General features: G+C 40.7%; 13 protein-coding genes and 2 tRNA genes. 8 read left to right on the top strand and 7 right to left on the bottom strand.

Going from position 1 to position 14,853, the window contains the following annotated elements:
- Positions 1–133 precede the first annotated feature (133 nt).
- On the bottom strand, positions 134–838 hold the full coding sequence (locus BKL51_RS11390) for a YggS family pyridoxal phosphate-dependent enzyme (protein ID WP_077466767.1): 705 nt from the start codon (positions 836–838) through the stop codon (positions 134–136).
- A gap of 309 nt (positions 839–1,147) precedes the next feature.
- Here BKL51_RS11390 and thrA point away from each other — a divergent pair, with 309 nt between their 5' ends.
- The 8 genes from thrA to BKL51_RS11350 all read left to right on the top strand — a co-directional run bounded on the left by thrA (position 1,148) and on the right by BKL51_RS11350 (position 9,196).
- Complete coding sequence (thrA, locus tag BKL51_RS11385) at positions 1,148–3,595, top strand: bifunctional aspartate kinase/homoserine dehydrogenase I (RefSeq protein WP_077466766.1); 2,448 nt, start codon at positions 1,148–1,150, stop codon at positions 3,593–3,595.
- 12 nt (positions 3,596–3,607) lie between these two features.
- Positions 3,608–4,552, top strand: coding sequence for a homoserine kinase (gene thrB / locus BKL51_RS11380; RefSeq protein WP_077466765.1), 945 nt, complete (start codon positions 3,608–3,610; stop codon positions 4,550–4,552).
- Positions 4,553–4,629: 77 nt separating this feature from the next.
- On the top strand, positions 4,630–5,904 hold the full coding sequence (gene thrC, locus BKL51_RS11375) for a threonine synthase (protein WP_077466764.1): 1,275 nt from the start codon (positions 4,630–4,632) through the stop codon (positions 5,902–5,904).
- 49 nt (positions 5,905–5,953) lie between these two features.
- Positions 5,954–6,661, top strand: a complete 708-nt coding sequence (locus tag BKL51_RS11370) for a 4'-phosphopantetheinyl transferase superfamily protein (protein WP_077466768.1) — start codon at positions 5,954–5,956, stop codon at positions 6,659–6,661.
- Positions 6,662–6,786: 125 nt separating this feature from the next.
- On the top strand, positions 6,787–8,001 hold the full coding sequence (gene hflK, locus BKL51_RS11365) for an FtsH protease activity modulator HflK (RefSeq protein ID WP_077466763.1): 1,215 nt from the start codon (positions 6,787–6,789) through the stop codon (positions 7,999–8,001).
- Entirely contained in the window at positions 8,001–8,888 is an 888-nt protein-coding gene (hflC, locus tag BKL51_RS11360) for a protease modulator HflC (protein ID WP_077466762.1), read from the top strand. The genes hflK and hflC overlap by 1 nt, the downstream gene beginning before the upstream one ends.
- Before the next feature lie 143 nt (positions 8,889–9,031).
- A tRNA-Gly gene (locus BKL51_RS11355) sits at positions 9,032–9,107 on the top strand.
- Positions 9,108–9,109: 2 nt separating this feature from the next.
- Positions 9,110–9,196: transfer RNA gene (locus tag BKL51_RS11350), tRNA-Leu, on the top strand.
- A gap of 668 nt (positions 9,197–9,864) precedes the next feature.
- Here BKL51_RS11350 and BKL51_RS12210 read toward each other — a convergent pair.
- From BKL51_RS12210 to BKL51_RS11335, 6 genes are all read right to left on the bottom strand, one after another.
- Positions 9,865–10,623: a hypothetical protein gene (locus tag BKL51_RS12210; RefSeq protein ID WP_233127135.1), complete on the bottom strand. Its 759-nt coding sequence runs from the start codon at positions 10,621–10,623 to the stop codon at positions 9,865–9,867.
- Positions 10,624–10,724: 101 nt separating this feature from the next.
- On the bottom strand, positions 10,725–11,765 hold the full coding sequence (locus BKL51_RS12380) for a hypothetical protein (protein ID WP_369801924.1): 1,041 nt from the start codon (positions 11,763–11,765) through the stop codon (positions 10,725–10,727).
- A 5-nt stretch (positions 11,766–11,770) separates the two neighbouring features.
- On the bottom strand, positions 11,771–11,911 hold the full coding sequence (locus tag BKL51_RS12375) for a hypothetical protein (RefSeq protein ID WP_369801923.1): 141 nt from the start codon (positions 11,909–11,911) through the stop codon (positions 11,771–11,773).
- Between the two features lie 54 nt (positions 11,912–11,965).
- Positions 11,966–12,565 carry a hypothetical protein gene (locus tag BKL51_RS12370; protein WP_369801922.1) on the bottom strand — a complete coding sequence of 200 codons (600 nt, stop codon included), beginning with the start codon at positions 12,563–12,565 and terminating at the stop codon, positions 11,966–11,968.
- Between the two features lie 36 nt (positions 12,566–12,601).
- Complete coding sequence (locus BKL51_RS12365; protein WP_369801921.1) at positions 12,602–13,738, bottom strand: toxin VasX; 1,137 nt, start codon at positions 13,736–13,738, stop codon at positions 12,602–12,604.
- Positions 13,728–14,853 (bottom strand): DUF4123 domain-containing protein (locus BKL51_RS11335; protein ID WP_077466761.1); only part of this gene is annotated, 1,126 nt, incomplete at its 5' end. The genes BKL51_RS11335 and BKL51_RS12365, both read right to left, overlap by 11 nt.

Raw genomic sequence — 14,853 nt, 5'->3', positions numbered from 1 at the left:
GAATCGAGAGGTTCAGGGGTTTTTGTTATATGTAGAAAAACGTTCTTTATATGTACGTATGAAATTAAAGAGTTAGAGTTTAATCCGAAAAAAGGGAAACCGTACGTTTTACGTACGGATTTATTAATATAAATTATTTATGTGAATAATCCCTTGCGCCAAAAATAGCAGTACCAATTCTAACCATCGTTGAACCACATTTTATGGCGCTTGGCATATCGTCCGTCATTCCCATTGAAAGCGTATCAATTCGCTGATTTGGAAAGGCTTGTTTGAGTTGTTCAAATAACTCCGCCATTTTTTTGAAGGCATTTTCTTGCTCTGTAATATTTGTTGTTGGGGCAGGAATCGCCATTAAACCGCGTAAACATAAGTGCGGTAGATTTTCGATGTGTTTTGCAAGTTCGAACAGTGTTTCGGGTTGAATACCGGATTTGCTTGTTTCATCACTGATATTAATTTGAATCAGCACATTTAGCGGAGCTTTGTTTTGAGGACGTTGTTCATTTAACCGTTCGGCAATTTTCACTCGATCAAGAGTTTGCATCCAATCGAAATGCTCTGCTACCAAACGGCTTTTATTGGATTGCAAAGGTCCGATAAAATGCCACTCAAGTTTGATTTTTTGTTGTTCGAAATATTGAATTTTTTCCACCCCTTCTTGCACATAATTTTCACCAAAAGCGATTTGTCCCGCTTGATAAGCCGCTAGAATATTAGAAACAGGTTTGGTTTTAGATACAGCCAGTAGTTTTACCGCATTTAAAGGGCGTTGTGCTTGTTCACATGCCGTATGAATACTTTGCCGAATGTGTTGTAAATTGTATTGAATATCCATTGGATTCTCCTCATTCAAAGTGCGGTTAGTTTACACGAAATTTACTAGCTTGAGAAAATTTCGGTTAAATTGTTATTTTATGTTTGACAACTTTATGAAATTTCGGTATTTCTTAACGCATTCATTTTTGAAAGATAAAAAAAACTGTGAAAATTAACCGCACTTTTTCTATTACCATTATTATGATGACTATTACGATGTTTAATGGGGCGGGTTAATGCACGGAAAACAGAGTATTGAAAGCCCGCAATTCAGCTGAATGCGGGTTTTTTTATCAGTTTAAATAAAATATTTCTAGGAGAATCAATTATGCGCGTACTCAAATTTGGCGGTACTTCCCTTGCGAATCCGGAACGTTTTTCCCAAGCCGCAAAACTTATCGAACAGGCTCATTTAACCGAGCAGGCAGCAGGAGTTTTATCCGCCCCGGCCAAAATCACCAATCATCTTGTTGCGCTTTCTGAAAAAGCCGCTTTAAACCAACCTATCGATACGCATTTCAACGAAGCTCTTGAAATTTTCTATAATATTATTAATGGCTTGCATGCTGAAAATAATCAATTTGATTTAGAGGGTATGAAAGCTTTAATTGATGCGGAATTTTCTCAAATTAAGGGATTATTGGAAGAAATTCGCCAAGCGGGCAAAGTAGAAGATGCGGTGAAGGCGACTATTGATTGCCGAGGCGAAAAACTTTCGATTGCTATGATGAAAGCTTGGTTTGAAGCTCGTGGTTATAGCGTTCATATTGTTGATCCGGTAAAACAATTATTAGCTAAGGGCGGTTATTTAGAATCTTCCGTTGAAATTGCAGAATCGACCAAACGTGTGGATGCGGCAAGCATTGCAAAAGACAAGGTCGTATTAATGGCAGGTTTCACGGCAGGTAATGAAAAAGGGGAGTTGGTACTTTTGGGGCGTAACGGTTCTGATTATTCCGCCGCCTGTTTAGCTGCCTGCTTAGGCGCAAGCGTGTGTGAAATTTGGACGGATGTTGATGGCGTTTATACTTGTGATCCTCGTTTAGTACCTGATGCTCGTTTGTTACCAACCCTATCTTACCGAGAAGCAATGGAACTTTCTTATTTTGGTGCTAAAGTGATTCACCCTAGAACCATTGGTCCGTTGTTGCCAAAAAATATTCCTTGTGTCATTAAGAATACCGGTAATCCGTCCGCCCCTGGATCAATTATTGATGGTAATGAGAAATCCGAAGGGTTACAAGTTAAAGGCATCACCAACTTGGATAATTTGGCTATGTTTAATGTTTCCGGACCGGGAATGCAGGGTATGGTTGGTATGGCATCTCGAATATTCTCCGTTATGTCAAGAGCCGGTATTTCAGTGATTCTCATCACTCAATCCTCCTCAGAATACAGTATTAGTTTTTGTGTGCCGGTAAAATCTGCCGAGGCTGCACTTTTAGCTCTTGAAAGTGAGTTTACGAGCGAGCTGAACGCTAATCAATTAGAGCCGATTGAAGTGATTAAAGATATGTCAATCATTTCTGTCGTAGGGGATGGTATGAAGCAAGCCAAAGGTATTGCCGCCCGTTTCTTTTCGGCATTAGCCCAAGCAAATATTAACATTATTGCGATTGCACAGGGTTCTAGCGAACGTTCTATCTCAGCGGTTGTGCCACAGAATAAAGCAATTGAAGCAGTCAAAGCGACTCACCAGGCCCTTTTTAATAATAAAAAAGTAGTGGATATGTTTTTAGTCGGTGTAGGTGGTGTAGGCGGTGAATTGATTGAGCAGGTAAAACGCCAGAAGGAATATTTGGCAAAGAAGGACATTGAAATTCGTGTTTGTGCCATAGCAAACTCTAATAAAATGATGCTTGATGAAAATGGCTTGAATTTGGATAATTGGAAAACTGATCTTGAAAATGCAACACAGCCTTCCGATTTTGATGTATTACTTTCTTTCATTAAATTACATCACGTGGTCAATCCTGTATTTGTGGATTGCACTTCGGCGGAATCCGTTGCCGGGCTTTATGCACGTGCTTTAAGAGAAGGTTTCCACGTAGTAACACCAAATAAAAAAGCGAATACGCGTGAATTGGAATACTACCACGAGTTACGCAAGAACGCTCAAGCCGGTCAGCATAAATTCCTCTATGAAACAAATGTAGGGGCGGGCTTACCTGTGATTGAAAATTTACAAAACTTATTGGCTGCCGGTGATGAATTGGAACGTTTTGAAGGGATTTTATCCGGTTCGCTTTCCTTTATTTTCGGTAAATTGGAAGAAGGCATTTCGTTGTCAAAAGTGACCGCACTTGCCCGCGAAAAAGGTTTTACCGAACCTGATCCGCGTGATGATTTATCCGGTCAGGATGTGGCTCGCAAATTATTAATTTTAGCCCGTGAAGCCGGATTGGAATTAGAGCTTTGCGATGTAGAAGTAGAAGGTGTATTACCGAAAGGTTTTGCTGAAGGCAAATCTACCGATGAATTTATGGCAATGTTGCCACAGCTTGATGCTGATTTTAATGCTCGTGTGGAAGCAGCAAAATCAGAGGGCAAAGTATTACGTTATGTGGGGCAAATTAATGAAGGAAAATGTAAAGTTTCGATAATGGCGGTAGATCAAAACAATCCGCTTTACAAGGTGAAGGACGGTGAAAATGCCCTTGCTTTCTATACACGCTATTATCAACCGATTCCGTTGTTATTACGTGGCTATGGTGCAGGTAATGCCGTCACCGCAGCAGGTATTTTTGCCGATATTTTAAGAACATTACAACATTAACAAGGAGCCGCAATGTTAAGAATTTATGCACCGGCATCCAGCGCAAACATTAGTGTAGGCTTCGATACGTTGGGGGCGGCGATTTCCCCCATTGACGGTTCATTATTAGGCGATGTTGTTCAAATTGAAGAAATTGCAAGCGGTTTTGAATTGGAAAGTGCGGGCTATTTTGTTCGTAAACTACCGAAAGAACCGCAAAAAAATGTCGTCTATCAAGCTTATGTACTGTTTAGTGAACGCTTGAAATTACGTGGAACTCAAGTGAAATCGTTACGTTTAACGCTCGAAAAAAATATGCCGATTGGTTCGGGTTTAGGTTCAAGTGCTTGTTCAATTGTCGCGGCCTTAGTCGCATTAAATCAGTTTCATCATGACCCTTTTTCTAAAATGGAATTGCTTGAAATGATGGGCGAATTGGAAGGACGAATTTCCGGTTCTATTCACTACGATAATGTCGCGCCTTGCTATCTTGGCGGCGTACAGTTTATGGTGCAGTCGCTCGGTAATATTTGCCAAAAACTGCCGTTTTTCGATCATTGGTATTGGGTGCTAGCTTATCCGGGAATTGAAGTTTCTACTGCTGAAGCTCGGGCAATCCTGCCGAAAAGCTATACCCGACAAAATGTGATCGAGCATGGTCGTCATTTGGGCGGTTTTGTTCATGCTTGCCACACGCAACAAGAAAATCTTGCTGCGATTATGATGAAAGACGTCATCGCTGAACCTTATCGCGAATCCTTGTTGCCTAATTTTGCAGAAGTAAAACAGGCTACACGTGATTTAGGCGCATTAGTGACGGGAATTTCAGGATCGGGTCCAACTATTTTTTCTATCGGTCCGGATTTGCAGACGGCGACCAAACTTGCAACTTATCTGGAAAACCATTATTTACAAAATAACGAAGGTTTTGTGCATATTTGCAAAGTGGATAATCAAGGAGTAAGAAACTTAGCCTAGTGTGAAGCAATTGGGTTCAATTTCAAAACGAGATAACTCTTAATCTATTTTATTTATCACTTATAAACGGTTTAACAATGAATTTATATAACATCAAACATCCGGAAGAACGGGTTAATTTCGCTCAAGCTGTTCGTCAAGGGCTTGGAAAAGATCAGGGCTTATTTTTTCCGGAAGTTATCCCAACATTAAACAACGTCAATGAATTATTAGATTTACCGTTGGTTGAACGTAGTCAAAAAATTCTTTCAGCTTTGATTGGTGAAGAATTGTCTGAAGAAACATTAAATGCGATGGTGAAAAATGCGTTTACCTTTTCGGCCCCTTTAGAAAAGGTAGAAGAGAACATTTATGCCTTAGAACTGTTTCACGGACCGACTCTTGCTTTTAAGGATTTCGGTGGGCGTTTTATGGCTCAAGCACTTGCTAATGTACGTGGTAACGGCAAAATTACCATTTTAACGGCTACTTCAGGGGATACCGGAGCGGCGGTGGCTCACGCCTTTTACGGCTTAGAAAATATTAATGTAGTGATTTTGTATCCAAAAGGTAAAATAAGCCCACTGCAAGAAAAATTATTCTGTACCCTTGGCGGTAATATTCGCACCGTTGCTATTAATGGTGATTTTGATGCCTGTCAAGCATTGGTTAAGCGCGCCTTTGACGATGCGAAATTGCGTGAAGCGATAGGGTTAAATTCCGCCAATTCCATTAATATTAGCCGTTTACTTGCACAAGTTTGTTACTATTTTGAAGCACTTGCTCAATTACCAAAAGAAAAACGCAATAATGTGGTTGTTTCTGTACCAAGTGGGAATTTTGGTAATTTAACGGCAGGATTAATTGCCAAAACCTTAGGTTTACCGATTAAACGTTTTATCGCCTCAACCAATGCGAATGACACCGTGCCGCGTTATTTACAATCAGGCAAGTGGGAACCGAAAGAGACTGTGGCAACACTCTCTAATGCAATGGATGTTAGCCGTCCGAATAACTGGCCGCGTGTGGAGGAATTATTCAAGCGTAATGCTTGGGAACTAACCGATTTAGGTTCAGGTATGCTGACCGATGCACAAACGGAAGAAACCTTAAAAGCATTGCATACAGAGGGGTATATTTGTGAACCGCACGGTGCGATAGCTTATCAACTGTTAAAAGATCAACTAAATGCCGATGAAACGGGTATTTTCCTTTGCACGGCACATCCGGCGAAATTTAAAGAGTCCGTTGAGAGAATTTTGAACCTTGAATTACCTCTACCGGAAGCATTAGATAAGCACAATAAGTTACCGCTACTTTCCGATAAAATGGAAAATGACTTTGCGCAACTACGTGCTTATTTACTGAAATAACAAAAAAGTGCGGTTAAATATGACCGCACTTTCACTTTTCAACTGTTCTATGACAACCTTAATCGTTTACGCCAATATTCAACAATCCTTCCCTTTTGGTGAAATTCCGTCTGAACTAGTGCCGGAAAATTTACTTACCCCTCAATCTGACAATCCACGAGTGTGGCAACGCCACCAATGTCGGAGATTAGCACATTTCCTACTTTGGCAATTATTAAAAATGACAGGAAAAAATACCGCACTTTTAGCACAAATTGAACGCACAGAGAGTGGGCGACCTTATTTTTCTAATGAAACCATTGATTTTAATATGAGCCATTCGGGAGATTGGGTGGCGGTTATTTTAGAGAACAATGGGGAAAAGGAAAGTGTGGTTGGCATTGATATCGAATTTCCCAAACAACGTCATTTCCTTGACTTAATGAAACATTTTGCAGCGGAACAGGAAGTTATGTGGTTTATTCAACAATCGGACAGCGAAGGAGCGTTTTATCGTAGCTGGTGTTTGCGTGAAGCCATATTAAAATCCCAAGGTGTGGGCATTATGAAATTGTCTGAAGTACGTCATTTACCCAATGAGTTAAAAATTTTTTCGGATTATTGTCCGCAGGGCGAACTGTTTTTTACTGATGAACTGCCTTTTTATTTGGCTATTTTTCAAAATCAGAGGCAAAATCAACCGCACTTTTTCCATTGGAATGGTAAGGAATTGGTGAAAAGAACGCCAAATCATCTTGTTAGATATAACGTAAATTAGCGCAAAAAATCCTTGAAACCACTTAAGGCTTTTTTATTGTTTGCATTCCTTGTATTTTCATAGACTAACCCCATTTATTTCGCTAAACTCGTAACAATTTTTTGACAAATGGAGAATGAAACGACATGTCGCAGAATTCAGGGCAAGACCCTTGGAGTAAGCCGGGGCAAAGCAATGAGCAAAAGCCTGAGAACTCATCAAATAACGGATGGAATTTAAATCAAAATCGTGGAAAGCAAGATCAATCCCCACCGGATATTGAGGAAATTTTTAATAATTTACTGAAAAAACTCGGTGGTGGTAAAAAGGGCGGTCAAAATAATGGTAGTTCTAACAATCCGCCTTCTATTCCGTTTAATTGGAGTAAAGCATTACCGATTGCAGTTGCATTAGGTGCAATTGTTTGGGGTGCTAGCGGTTTCTATACCATTAAAGAAGCCGAGCGTGGAGTTGTGTTGCGTTTTGGCGAATTACATTCTATTGTTCAACCTGGCTTAAATTGGAAGCCGACTTTTGTGGATAAAGTCTTGCCGGTCAATGTGGAACAAGTGAAGGAATTGAAAACCCAAGGTGCGATGTTAACCCAAGATGAGAACATGGTAAAAGTGGAAATGACCGTACAATATCGTGTGCAAGATCCGGCAAAATATCGTTTTAGCGTGACAAATGCCGATGATAGCTTAAATCAAGCGACAGATAGTGCGTTACGCTATGTGATCGGTCATATGACGATGAATGATATTCTTACCACAGGGCGTGCTGTAGTGCGTGAGAATACTTGGAAAACCTTAAATGAAATTATCAAACCTTATGATATGGGGCTTGATGTCATTGATGTGAACTTCCAATCTGCGCGTCCGCCGGAAGAAGTAAAAGATGCCTTTGACGATGCAATTAAGGCACAAGAAGACGAGCAGCGTTTTATTCGTGAAGCGGAAGCTTATGCCCGTGAAAGAGAGCCTATAGCACGAGGTGATGCACAACGTATTTTAGAAGAGGCAACGGCTTATAAAGATCGCATTGTGTTAGATGCGAAAGGGGAAGTAGAGCGATTACAACGCTTATTGCCGGAATTTAAAGCCGCGCCTGATTTATTGCGTGAGCGTTTGTATATTCAAACCATGGAAAAAGTGATGGCTAATACACCTAAAATTATGTTGGACGGAAACAACGGTAATAATTTAACGGTGTTACCGCTTGAACAAATTATGGGAAAAAGAACTGAATCGAAAGTACAAAGTGCGGTTGATTCTATGCCTGTTTTAACGCAACCGGAAAATCAATCAAATAATTCCAAAAATAATACGGTTGAACCGATTCGCCAAGGGAGATTCAATTAATGCGTAAATTTTTATTACCCGTTATTTTCGTTATCGCTGCGGTGATTTATTCAAGTGTTATTGTTGTCGCTGAAGGTACGCGAGGCATTATGTTGCGGTTTAACAAAGTGCAGCGTGATGCGGATAATAAAGTCGTGGTGTATGAGCCCGGTTTACATTTTAAAGTGCCGCTTATCGATAGTATTAAGGTGTTGGATGCTCGTATTCGCACTTTAGACGGTTCTGCAACACGCTTTGTAACCGTAGAGAAAAAAGACTTATTGGTGGATTCCTACGTTAAATGGAAAATCAGTGATTTCGGGCGTTTTTACACTTCAACCGGAGGTGGAGATTACAACCAAGCAGCAAGTTTATTAAGCAGAAAAGTAAATGATCGTCTTCGTTCCGAAATTGGTTCGCGTACTATTAAAGACATTGTTTCCGGTACCCGAGGCGAATTAATGGAAGGGGCCAAAAAAGCCCTAAATTCGGGGCAGGACAGTACGGCTGAACTTGGGATTGAAGTGGTTGATGTACGTGTAAAACAGATTAATTTACCGGATGAGGTTTCTTCTTCAATTTATCAACGTATGCGCGCAGAGCGTGATGCGGTGGCACGGGAACATCGTTCACAAGGTAAGGAAAAAGCCGCTTTCATTCAAGCTGACGTAGATCGTAAAGTCACATTGATTTTGGCAAATGCCAATAAAACGGCGCAAGAGTTACGCGGTTCGGGCGATGCGGCGGCGGCAAAACTTTACTCCGATGCATTTTCACAAGAGCCACAATTTTTTAGCTTTGTGCGCAGCTTAAAAGCCTATGAAGAGAGTTTTGCAAATCCGAATAATATGATGATCTTAAAGCCGGATAGCGATTTCTTCCGCTTTATGCAAACACCGAATAAATAGCTTGAAATAGCATAGAAGTGCGGTCTTATAACGCCGCACTTTATTTTTGAGTTTTTTTTAATCAATCAATCTGTTTTTTACTATTTCTGTTTGACAGCATTTCATAAATCGGTAAAATGCGCCCTGTTGTCCTGACAACAAATGCGGGAATAGCTCAGTTGGTAGAGCACGACCTTGCCAAGGTCGGGGTCGCGAGTTCGAGCCTCGTTTCCCGCTCCATTGCCCGAGTGGTGGAATCGGTAGACACAAGGGATTTAAAATCCCTCGCCTTTCGAGGCGTGCCAGTTCAAGTCTGGCTTCGGGCACCATCTAGTGAACTCTTATCTTTATAAAAATTCCTTTAGAATCCTATACTTGAGGGCTCGCTCAGGCGGTGGCGCAGCGGGCTTTTAATCCGTTGGTCGCAAAGGTTCGAATCCTTCCTTATCTACCAATATTCTCCAACCGGCGACAAAGTGGCGGTAAAAATGCCGTATTGATTGTTTTTTTAATTTCTCCTTTTTCTGTTAGTGGCAGTATTCGTGAAGTTGACTCACCACATGAGCAGCAGTACGCCATCTTTTTGACTAAACGGTAAATACCCCAATACAGTACCTTGGCTGATTTTGCTATTCATTGTGAAAACAAAAGTGTGGTCATTTTTCTTGGTATTTCTTACCCTTAAAAACACTCAAAATGTTAACCGAACTTTTATTGACTAACTTAGTAAATCATCTTTATCTGAAACTTACCGTCTTCCAACTCGTTCCCCCAACCACCTATAAAGCCGCCAGAATGTATAGAACGTTTCGGGTATTCGTATAAGTTCTTGTAGGTACACGTTTAAATCCTAACACTCGGTTTAACGCCACGGTTTCAATCGTCAGGAACCCGCTTTTCAATGTAGTTTTCTCCCTAGGGTCTGCCCGCATACTGCAAGAGGGCAATGCTTTGATTTTCGGTGCCTGTTCCGTAAAGTATTTTTCAATCTCTGTTTCTAACCCTCCATTTTTGGCAATCTACGGCAATATAATCCGTTATCAATCCAACCGAATAATATCCTTTCCAGATACTCAAAAATACTCGGACGGGTCTCCAACGCTTTCATCATGCTTTCAATCCGTTCCGGTGGCGTATCGGGATTCATAAACTCCACCAAAAAGCGTTTCAAGGTAGCTGCCGAACTTCTTTTATACAGATTTCGATTTAATGTAAATATCATGCCTAACATTGGCAACCACATAGTGTAATCCGACACCATCATTTGTGAGCCCCGACGAAAGATGTTTATTTTATGCGGATATTCATACGGGTGCACCCAAAATATCACCATTGCGCCGGTATTGATAATGTATTCAGGAAACGGACGCATCAACTTATTGACTTCCGTTAAATAAAACTTGTTATTAACGTAGGTATAAATAATGCTGCGTTTGCGATCAAACCGTACTCGGCGTTTAGCAGGCCAGAGGCAGTAGATGAGAAAAAAAATGTATTTGCCTACAATAAAATATCCCCACCATCTTTCTTCTTTTCGAGTTTTATCAGCTTCAAGTATATATATTTCTTTCGGTTCACCCCAACGAGTAACATTAGGATCGGAGATTGATGCAACTTTAGAATATTCCCTTTCAAACCACACTGTTGGTTGAAATGCAGCATAAATATGAGTTTTTGTCATTTCTTGGTAATGGGAATCAATAAAATCATAATAAATCCCCCCATCAGGATTATCCCAAGTATAATCTTTATCCATCCCCAGCGTTTTTCTTTCAATTCAATGGTATTTTCACCGGTTTTGCTAAACCAATGGCGCATTAAACGTTGCTCTTTCTTTGTTAACTCGTTTTGCATCATTTACTCCGAATAACCTTCATCCATTGCTTTTTTCATTGCGGATAGTGCTTGTTGTTGGATTTCTTTCGTTTTATTTTCAAACTCTTCACTTAAATAGACATCTTTAAATGTATCCCCTTCCTTATCCGTAAACTCCGCAATAATACGAACCTCTTTTATATGGATATTGTTATCGGTGAGATAGAATGTGACTTCACCGGCAGCCCCCGCATAAAACCGTTTAATCGGGTGCGCCAGAGCGGAACCCCATTGATACAGGTTAATCACCAGATTATGTGTAGTCGGCTCGGTGCGTCTAAATTCGGCACAGCTAATGCGATAATAACTTTGGCTGATTTTGCTGATTTTTAATCCCGCTTGAATATCATATTCATAGAGCTCTTTTTCAAAGCCTTGGCTAATTAACATATAATCTTCAATCTGTTTATTCATTGGTAGTCCGGCACCTGCAACAGCATCTACCTGACCGGTGACTACCAGTTCTAACCTTGCAATGTGTTGCTTGGCTATGTCTGCTATTTCCTCGTTAGCTAAAATTTCAGCAGATTTAATTAACTCGTTTATATTTCTTCTATTTTGATCATTCCAATAAAAATAACGCTTTTTACCCCAGAATCCTTTTTTTACCCAAGTTTCTAGTGGTGTTGAACCCCAGAAAAATATTGAAGCGGTAGCTACTAACAACATCACCCAGCCGATAGGACCTAAAGTTGGCAATATTGAAAACTTAATAACACTAAGCCCAAGCATTACCCCTGAGAGCATAATTGCACTATTTGCTACTATTGAAACATTGTCTTCATTCTCAATCGCATCACTTAATCCGCCAAAGGCAATGAGTGAAGTTAAAAATCCACCAACCACCGCAGCCCCCGTATAAGCTAATGCCCGAGCACCAATCAGTACCGAACGTGCCGATGCGCCGCTGAGATTTCTTAAAACATTTATCCCCGCCCCCGGCTTGCCGATTAATTTCAAGGCATACGCCGTATCCGCCGTTCCTACCGAAATATCCAGTATCGCCGTGGTTTTGACTATCACCGGGTCTAACGCCAGTCTGCCCGTGCCGTCCGTGCCAATTTTCTCGGTACGGTTAAATCATTGTTTAATGATAATATCCCCGCATAAATCGCCAATACGCCGCTAAAACCATAATAGCGTTCGCTAAGCTGGATGCGGGCTTCCAAATCCTGAATTTCACCGAGGGTGATTCGATTTTGATTTTTTAAATTTTGTTTGATTTAGCGGAGTTCTTTTTTAATGGCTTTCTTACCGCCATTGCCTCTTCGGTTATCATACTGCCGTGAACGCTCTTCCTTTATCAGCCTGTCTATCTGCTTGTCCGCCACTTCGGCAAAGAAATAATCGGCATTTTTGATTAATCTTTTCTCATCCCAACCATAAATCGCCATTACCTTATCAAACTGTATTTTTCTTAATGCCGCCAGATTCGCCACCGTGCGTCCGCCGTTCAGATACACATGCTCCATACCTCGGAAATAGCCCTTTAATATATTATGCCGTTGCTGGGGAGGAAGTATTTTCATTGCCAGTCCGTACACCGCATCGGTCACTTTTTTGCTGTGTTCTTTCATCCAGCCTATTGTGGTTGGGGCATTATTGGCGGGTGCCGGTTTATCACTAAACAAACTTTCCAATACCGCAACACCCTCAGAGGAACATTCCAAGCCATAGGTTAAATCCGCCAGTAAACGATAAAATATGTAAAAACCACGGTCGATACTGTTTTCTACCGGGGTATAACCGATAATCTCGTTGGAGATATTGAAAAATTCTTTAAACGACGCACGCTGATTGGCGAGTTGTATCACTTGCTTCACCAATTTGCCTATCGGTTTTTCATAACGTTCAAAGGGCTATTTTAACAATGCCGTCATTTTGCTGTTAAATTTGCTTATTAGCGCACCCTGTACGCCTTTTTGTTCGATTACCCGCTCTTTTTCCTTAAACGGATAGGCTTTGCCTCTGATATCATAGGCAATTTTCGGGTCAATAATATTGCCGATAGTTATCGGATAGGCATAACGGGCGTAGTAGGCTTTTTGTTTTTCCGTTAAATCAATGATAAGTTTTTGTAATTCATGCATTTCACCGACAACATCCTGCAACGCCACCATCAATCCCGTTTTTTTGTAATCAGGTAAACCGGATAAAGGAGTGGGGATGTCGGCATTACTCAGTTTTGTGTACCAATTTTGTGTTTTGCCGGCTAAATTGGTTGTTGATATGTCGGATTGATATTCTAAAACATGTTGTTTAAGGGCGTTTAATGGCGCAACATGATTTTGGGATTCTTTTGCGTTGGTATTGACGGTGGTCATTATCGCTTGTCTGAATTCTTTCTTTGTTTCCAGCAACCGAATTATTTCAGATGACCACATATACTCGCTATAAGCAATATCAACGATATCGACATCTTTATCAACAAATGCGGTATTAAAACTTTTTAGGTTAGTCACGCAAGGATATTTTGAGGTGTCTATTTTACCTAATGTCCAATTTCCATTGGCACTTTTTTTTCCCCATTTACAAAGTAAGAAAGAGGCGTTTAATCCGGCATTTTGATAGTCGCTTAGTTGTTCAAATTCACTCGCACTATTTATATCGTCATTATGGGTTACATAGCGAAAAACCAGCCATTTTCCTTTATCGTCGGTAGAGAAGAGTCGGTGTTTGGTATGGGCATAGATATAGATATAGATATAGATATAGATATAGATATAGATATAGATATAGATAAAACCTTGCCGGAGTTGCATCAGTGAGTGTTCCGGTGATTGTCCTATACCGGCTGGTGCGGTCTTAGGTAAGGCCTTTATGTTTCCCGCTCTTGCTTGCGCTAAATAATCGATACTTAATCCGTAACGAACGGGATAAAGGGGGATAATCGGTAATTCACATTTGCTGTGTCCGTCTGACAATGATTGAGCGGCTTGATTGATTTTGGCAACATCAAGTTTCATTTTAGGTTTGGTTTGTGTGCTATCTGTCATCTTTATTTTCTTTCTCAATTAGATTATTCATTAGCGTTTCAAGTAGGTTTGTCGTTGAAAACTGTGTTTTTTGCCGTAGCTGTTCAAGCAGGCTGAAATAACTCAATCCATTATTTTCGGCAATTACACGACCGACTAAATAAAACCAATATTCACGTTGGGATTGTGCTATGTTACGCGATTTGGCATCTTCTAACCACTTATCAATGATAGCTAAATCAATTTCGTCAAAATAGTCTAACGCCATATTTTTTAACGTTGATTTTGTATTGAGCCATTTACTGCGTTCAAAAGCGTTCCGCTCCACCTCTCCCAACTCAATTTTTGCAGGCAGGGTATTTTCCGGTAACGGGTTTAAGCTAAAGCAAATAAACTCTTCATCCACACGCAATCCAAACGCCTCAATAATGTGTTCTTGTGTTTCACTTGATTCATTGCGTTGTTCTTTTTCTGTCTTGTCTTCTGCCGTATTCTCAATGGTGTGATGCCGGTTTTTCATTCCAAACAATGCCGCAAGTTGCGCGGGGTAGTGAGTCAGTTGTGGCAGATAACGATTGAGCACAAGCGGGTCGTAGAAGCGGAAAAAATACCATTTTTCAGCGTTTGGGTCATAAAGGTGGGGCCATTTTCTCAGATGATGATAGACTTCATCAAATGATTGACGGCTTTTAATGAAAATCACCGGGTTAACCGCCCAGTGGCTGAATACTTTACTGTCGGCTTTTCTAAACAGACGTTGTAAAAACGCCACGGTTTCTTCTTGGTAGGGGTCAAATTCCAACAGGTAAGGGGCTTGTTCTTCTAAGGCTTGCCCGATGTTGCCGGTATAAAGATTTGCCATACGGCCTGCGCTTTCCAAACGGTAAGGAAAACTGACGGCTTTGGCACAATCGACGACGGCATAAAAGTGCGGTGGATTTTTTGTGTGTTTTTCCGGTTCGGCTTCTTTTGTTCCGGTACTTTCTTTTATTCTTTTTGCTCTTTCTTTTTTATGTGCGGCTTGATTGAGGATTTGATGATATTCCCCCAACCCTTCAAAATCGGCAAAGAAAAGCGACCGCACTTCGTCGGGCAAAACCGCAGGGGCAATAAATTTGGTAAAGGGGGAAAATCGG

The sequence above is a fragment of the Rodentibacter sp. Ppn85 genome (assembly GCF_001999335.1).
Classification (GTDB): Bacteria; Pseudomonadota; Gammaproteobacteria; order Enterobacterales; family Pasteurellaceae; genus Rodentibacter.
The sequence above is the reverse complement of the archived record's forward strand: the minus strand, read 5'-3'. Positions and strand labels throughout refer to the sequence as shown.

Excerpts from the sequence above, each read along its gene's own strand:
- hflC (WP_077466762.1), top strand. The coding sequence starts at position 8,001 with ATGCGTAAATTTTTATTACCCGTTATTTTCGTTATCGCTGCGGTGATT.
- thrB (WP_077466765.1), top strand. The coding sequence starts at position 3,608 with ATGTTAAGAATTTATGCACCGGCATCCAGCGCAAACATTAGTGTAGGC.
- hflK (WP_077466763.1), top strand. The coding sequence starts at position 6,787 with ATGTCGCAGAATTCAGGGCAAGACCCTTGGAGTAAGCCGGGGCAAAGC.
- thrA (WP_077466766.1), top strand. The coding sequence starts at position 1,148 with ATGCGCGTACTCAAATTTGGCGGTACTTCCCTTGCGAATCCGGAACGT.
- BKL51_RS11370 (WP_077466768.1), top strand. The coding sequence starts at position 5,954 with ATGACAACCTTAATCGTTTACGCCAATATTCAACAATCCTTCCCTTTT.
- BKL51_RS12210 (WP_233127135.1), bottom strand. The coding sequence starts at position 10,623 with ATGGATAAAGATTATACTTGGGATAATCCTGATGGGGGGATTTATTAT.
- thrC (WP_077466764.1), top strand. The coding sequence starts at position 4,630 with ATGAATTTATATAACATCAAACATCCGGAAGAACGGGTTAATTTCGCT.
- BKL51_RS11390 (WP_077466767.1), bottom strand. The coding sequence starts at position 838 with ATGGATATTCAATACAATTTACAACACATTCGGCAAAGTATTCATACG.
- BKL51_RS12365 (WP_369801921.1), bottom strand. The coding sequence starts at position 13,738 with ATGACAGATAGCACACAAACCAAACCTAAAATGAAACTTGATGTTGCC.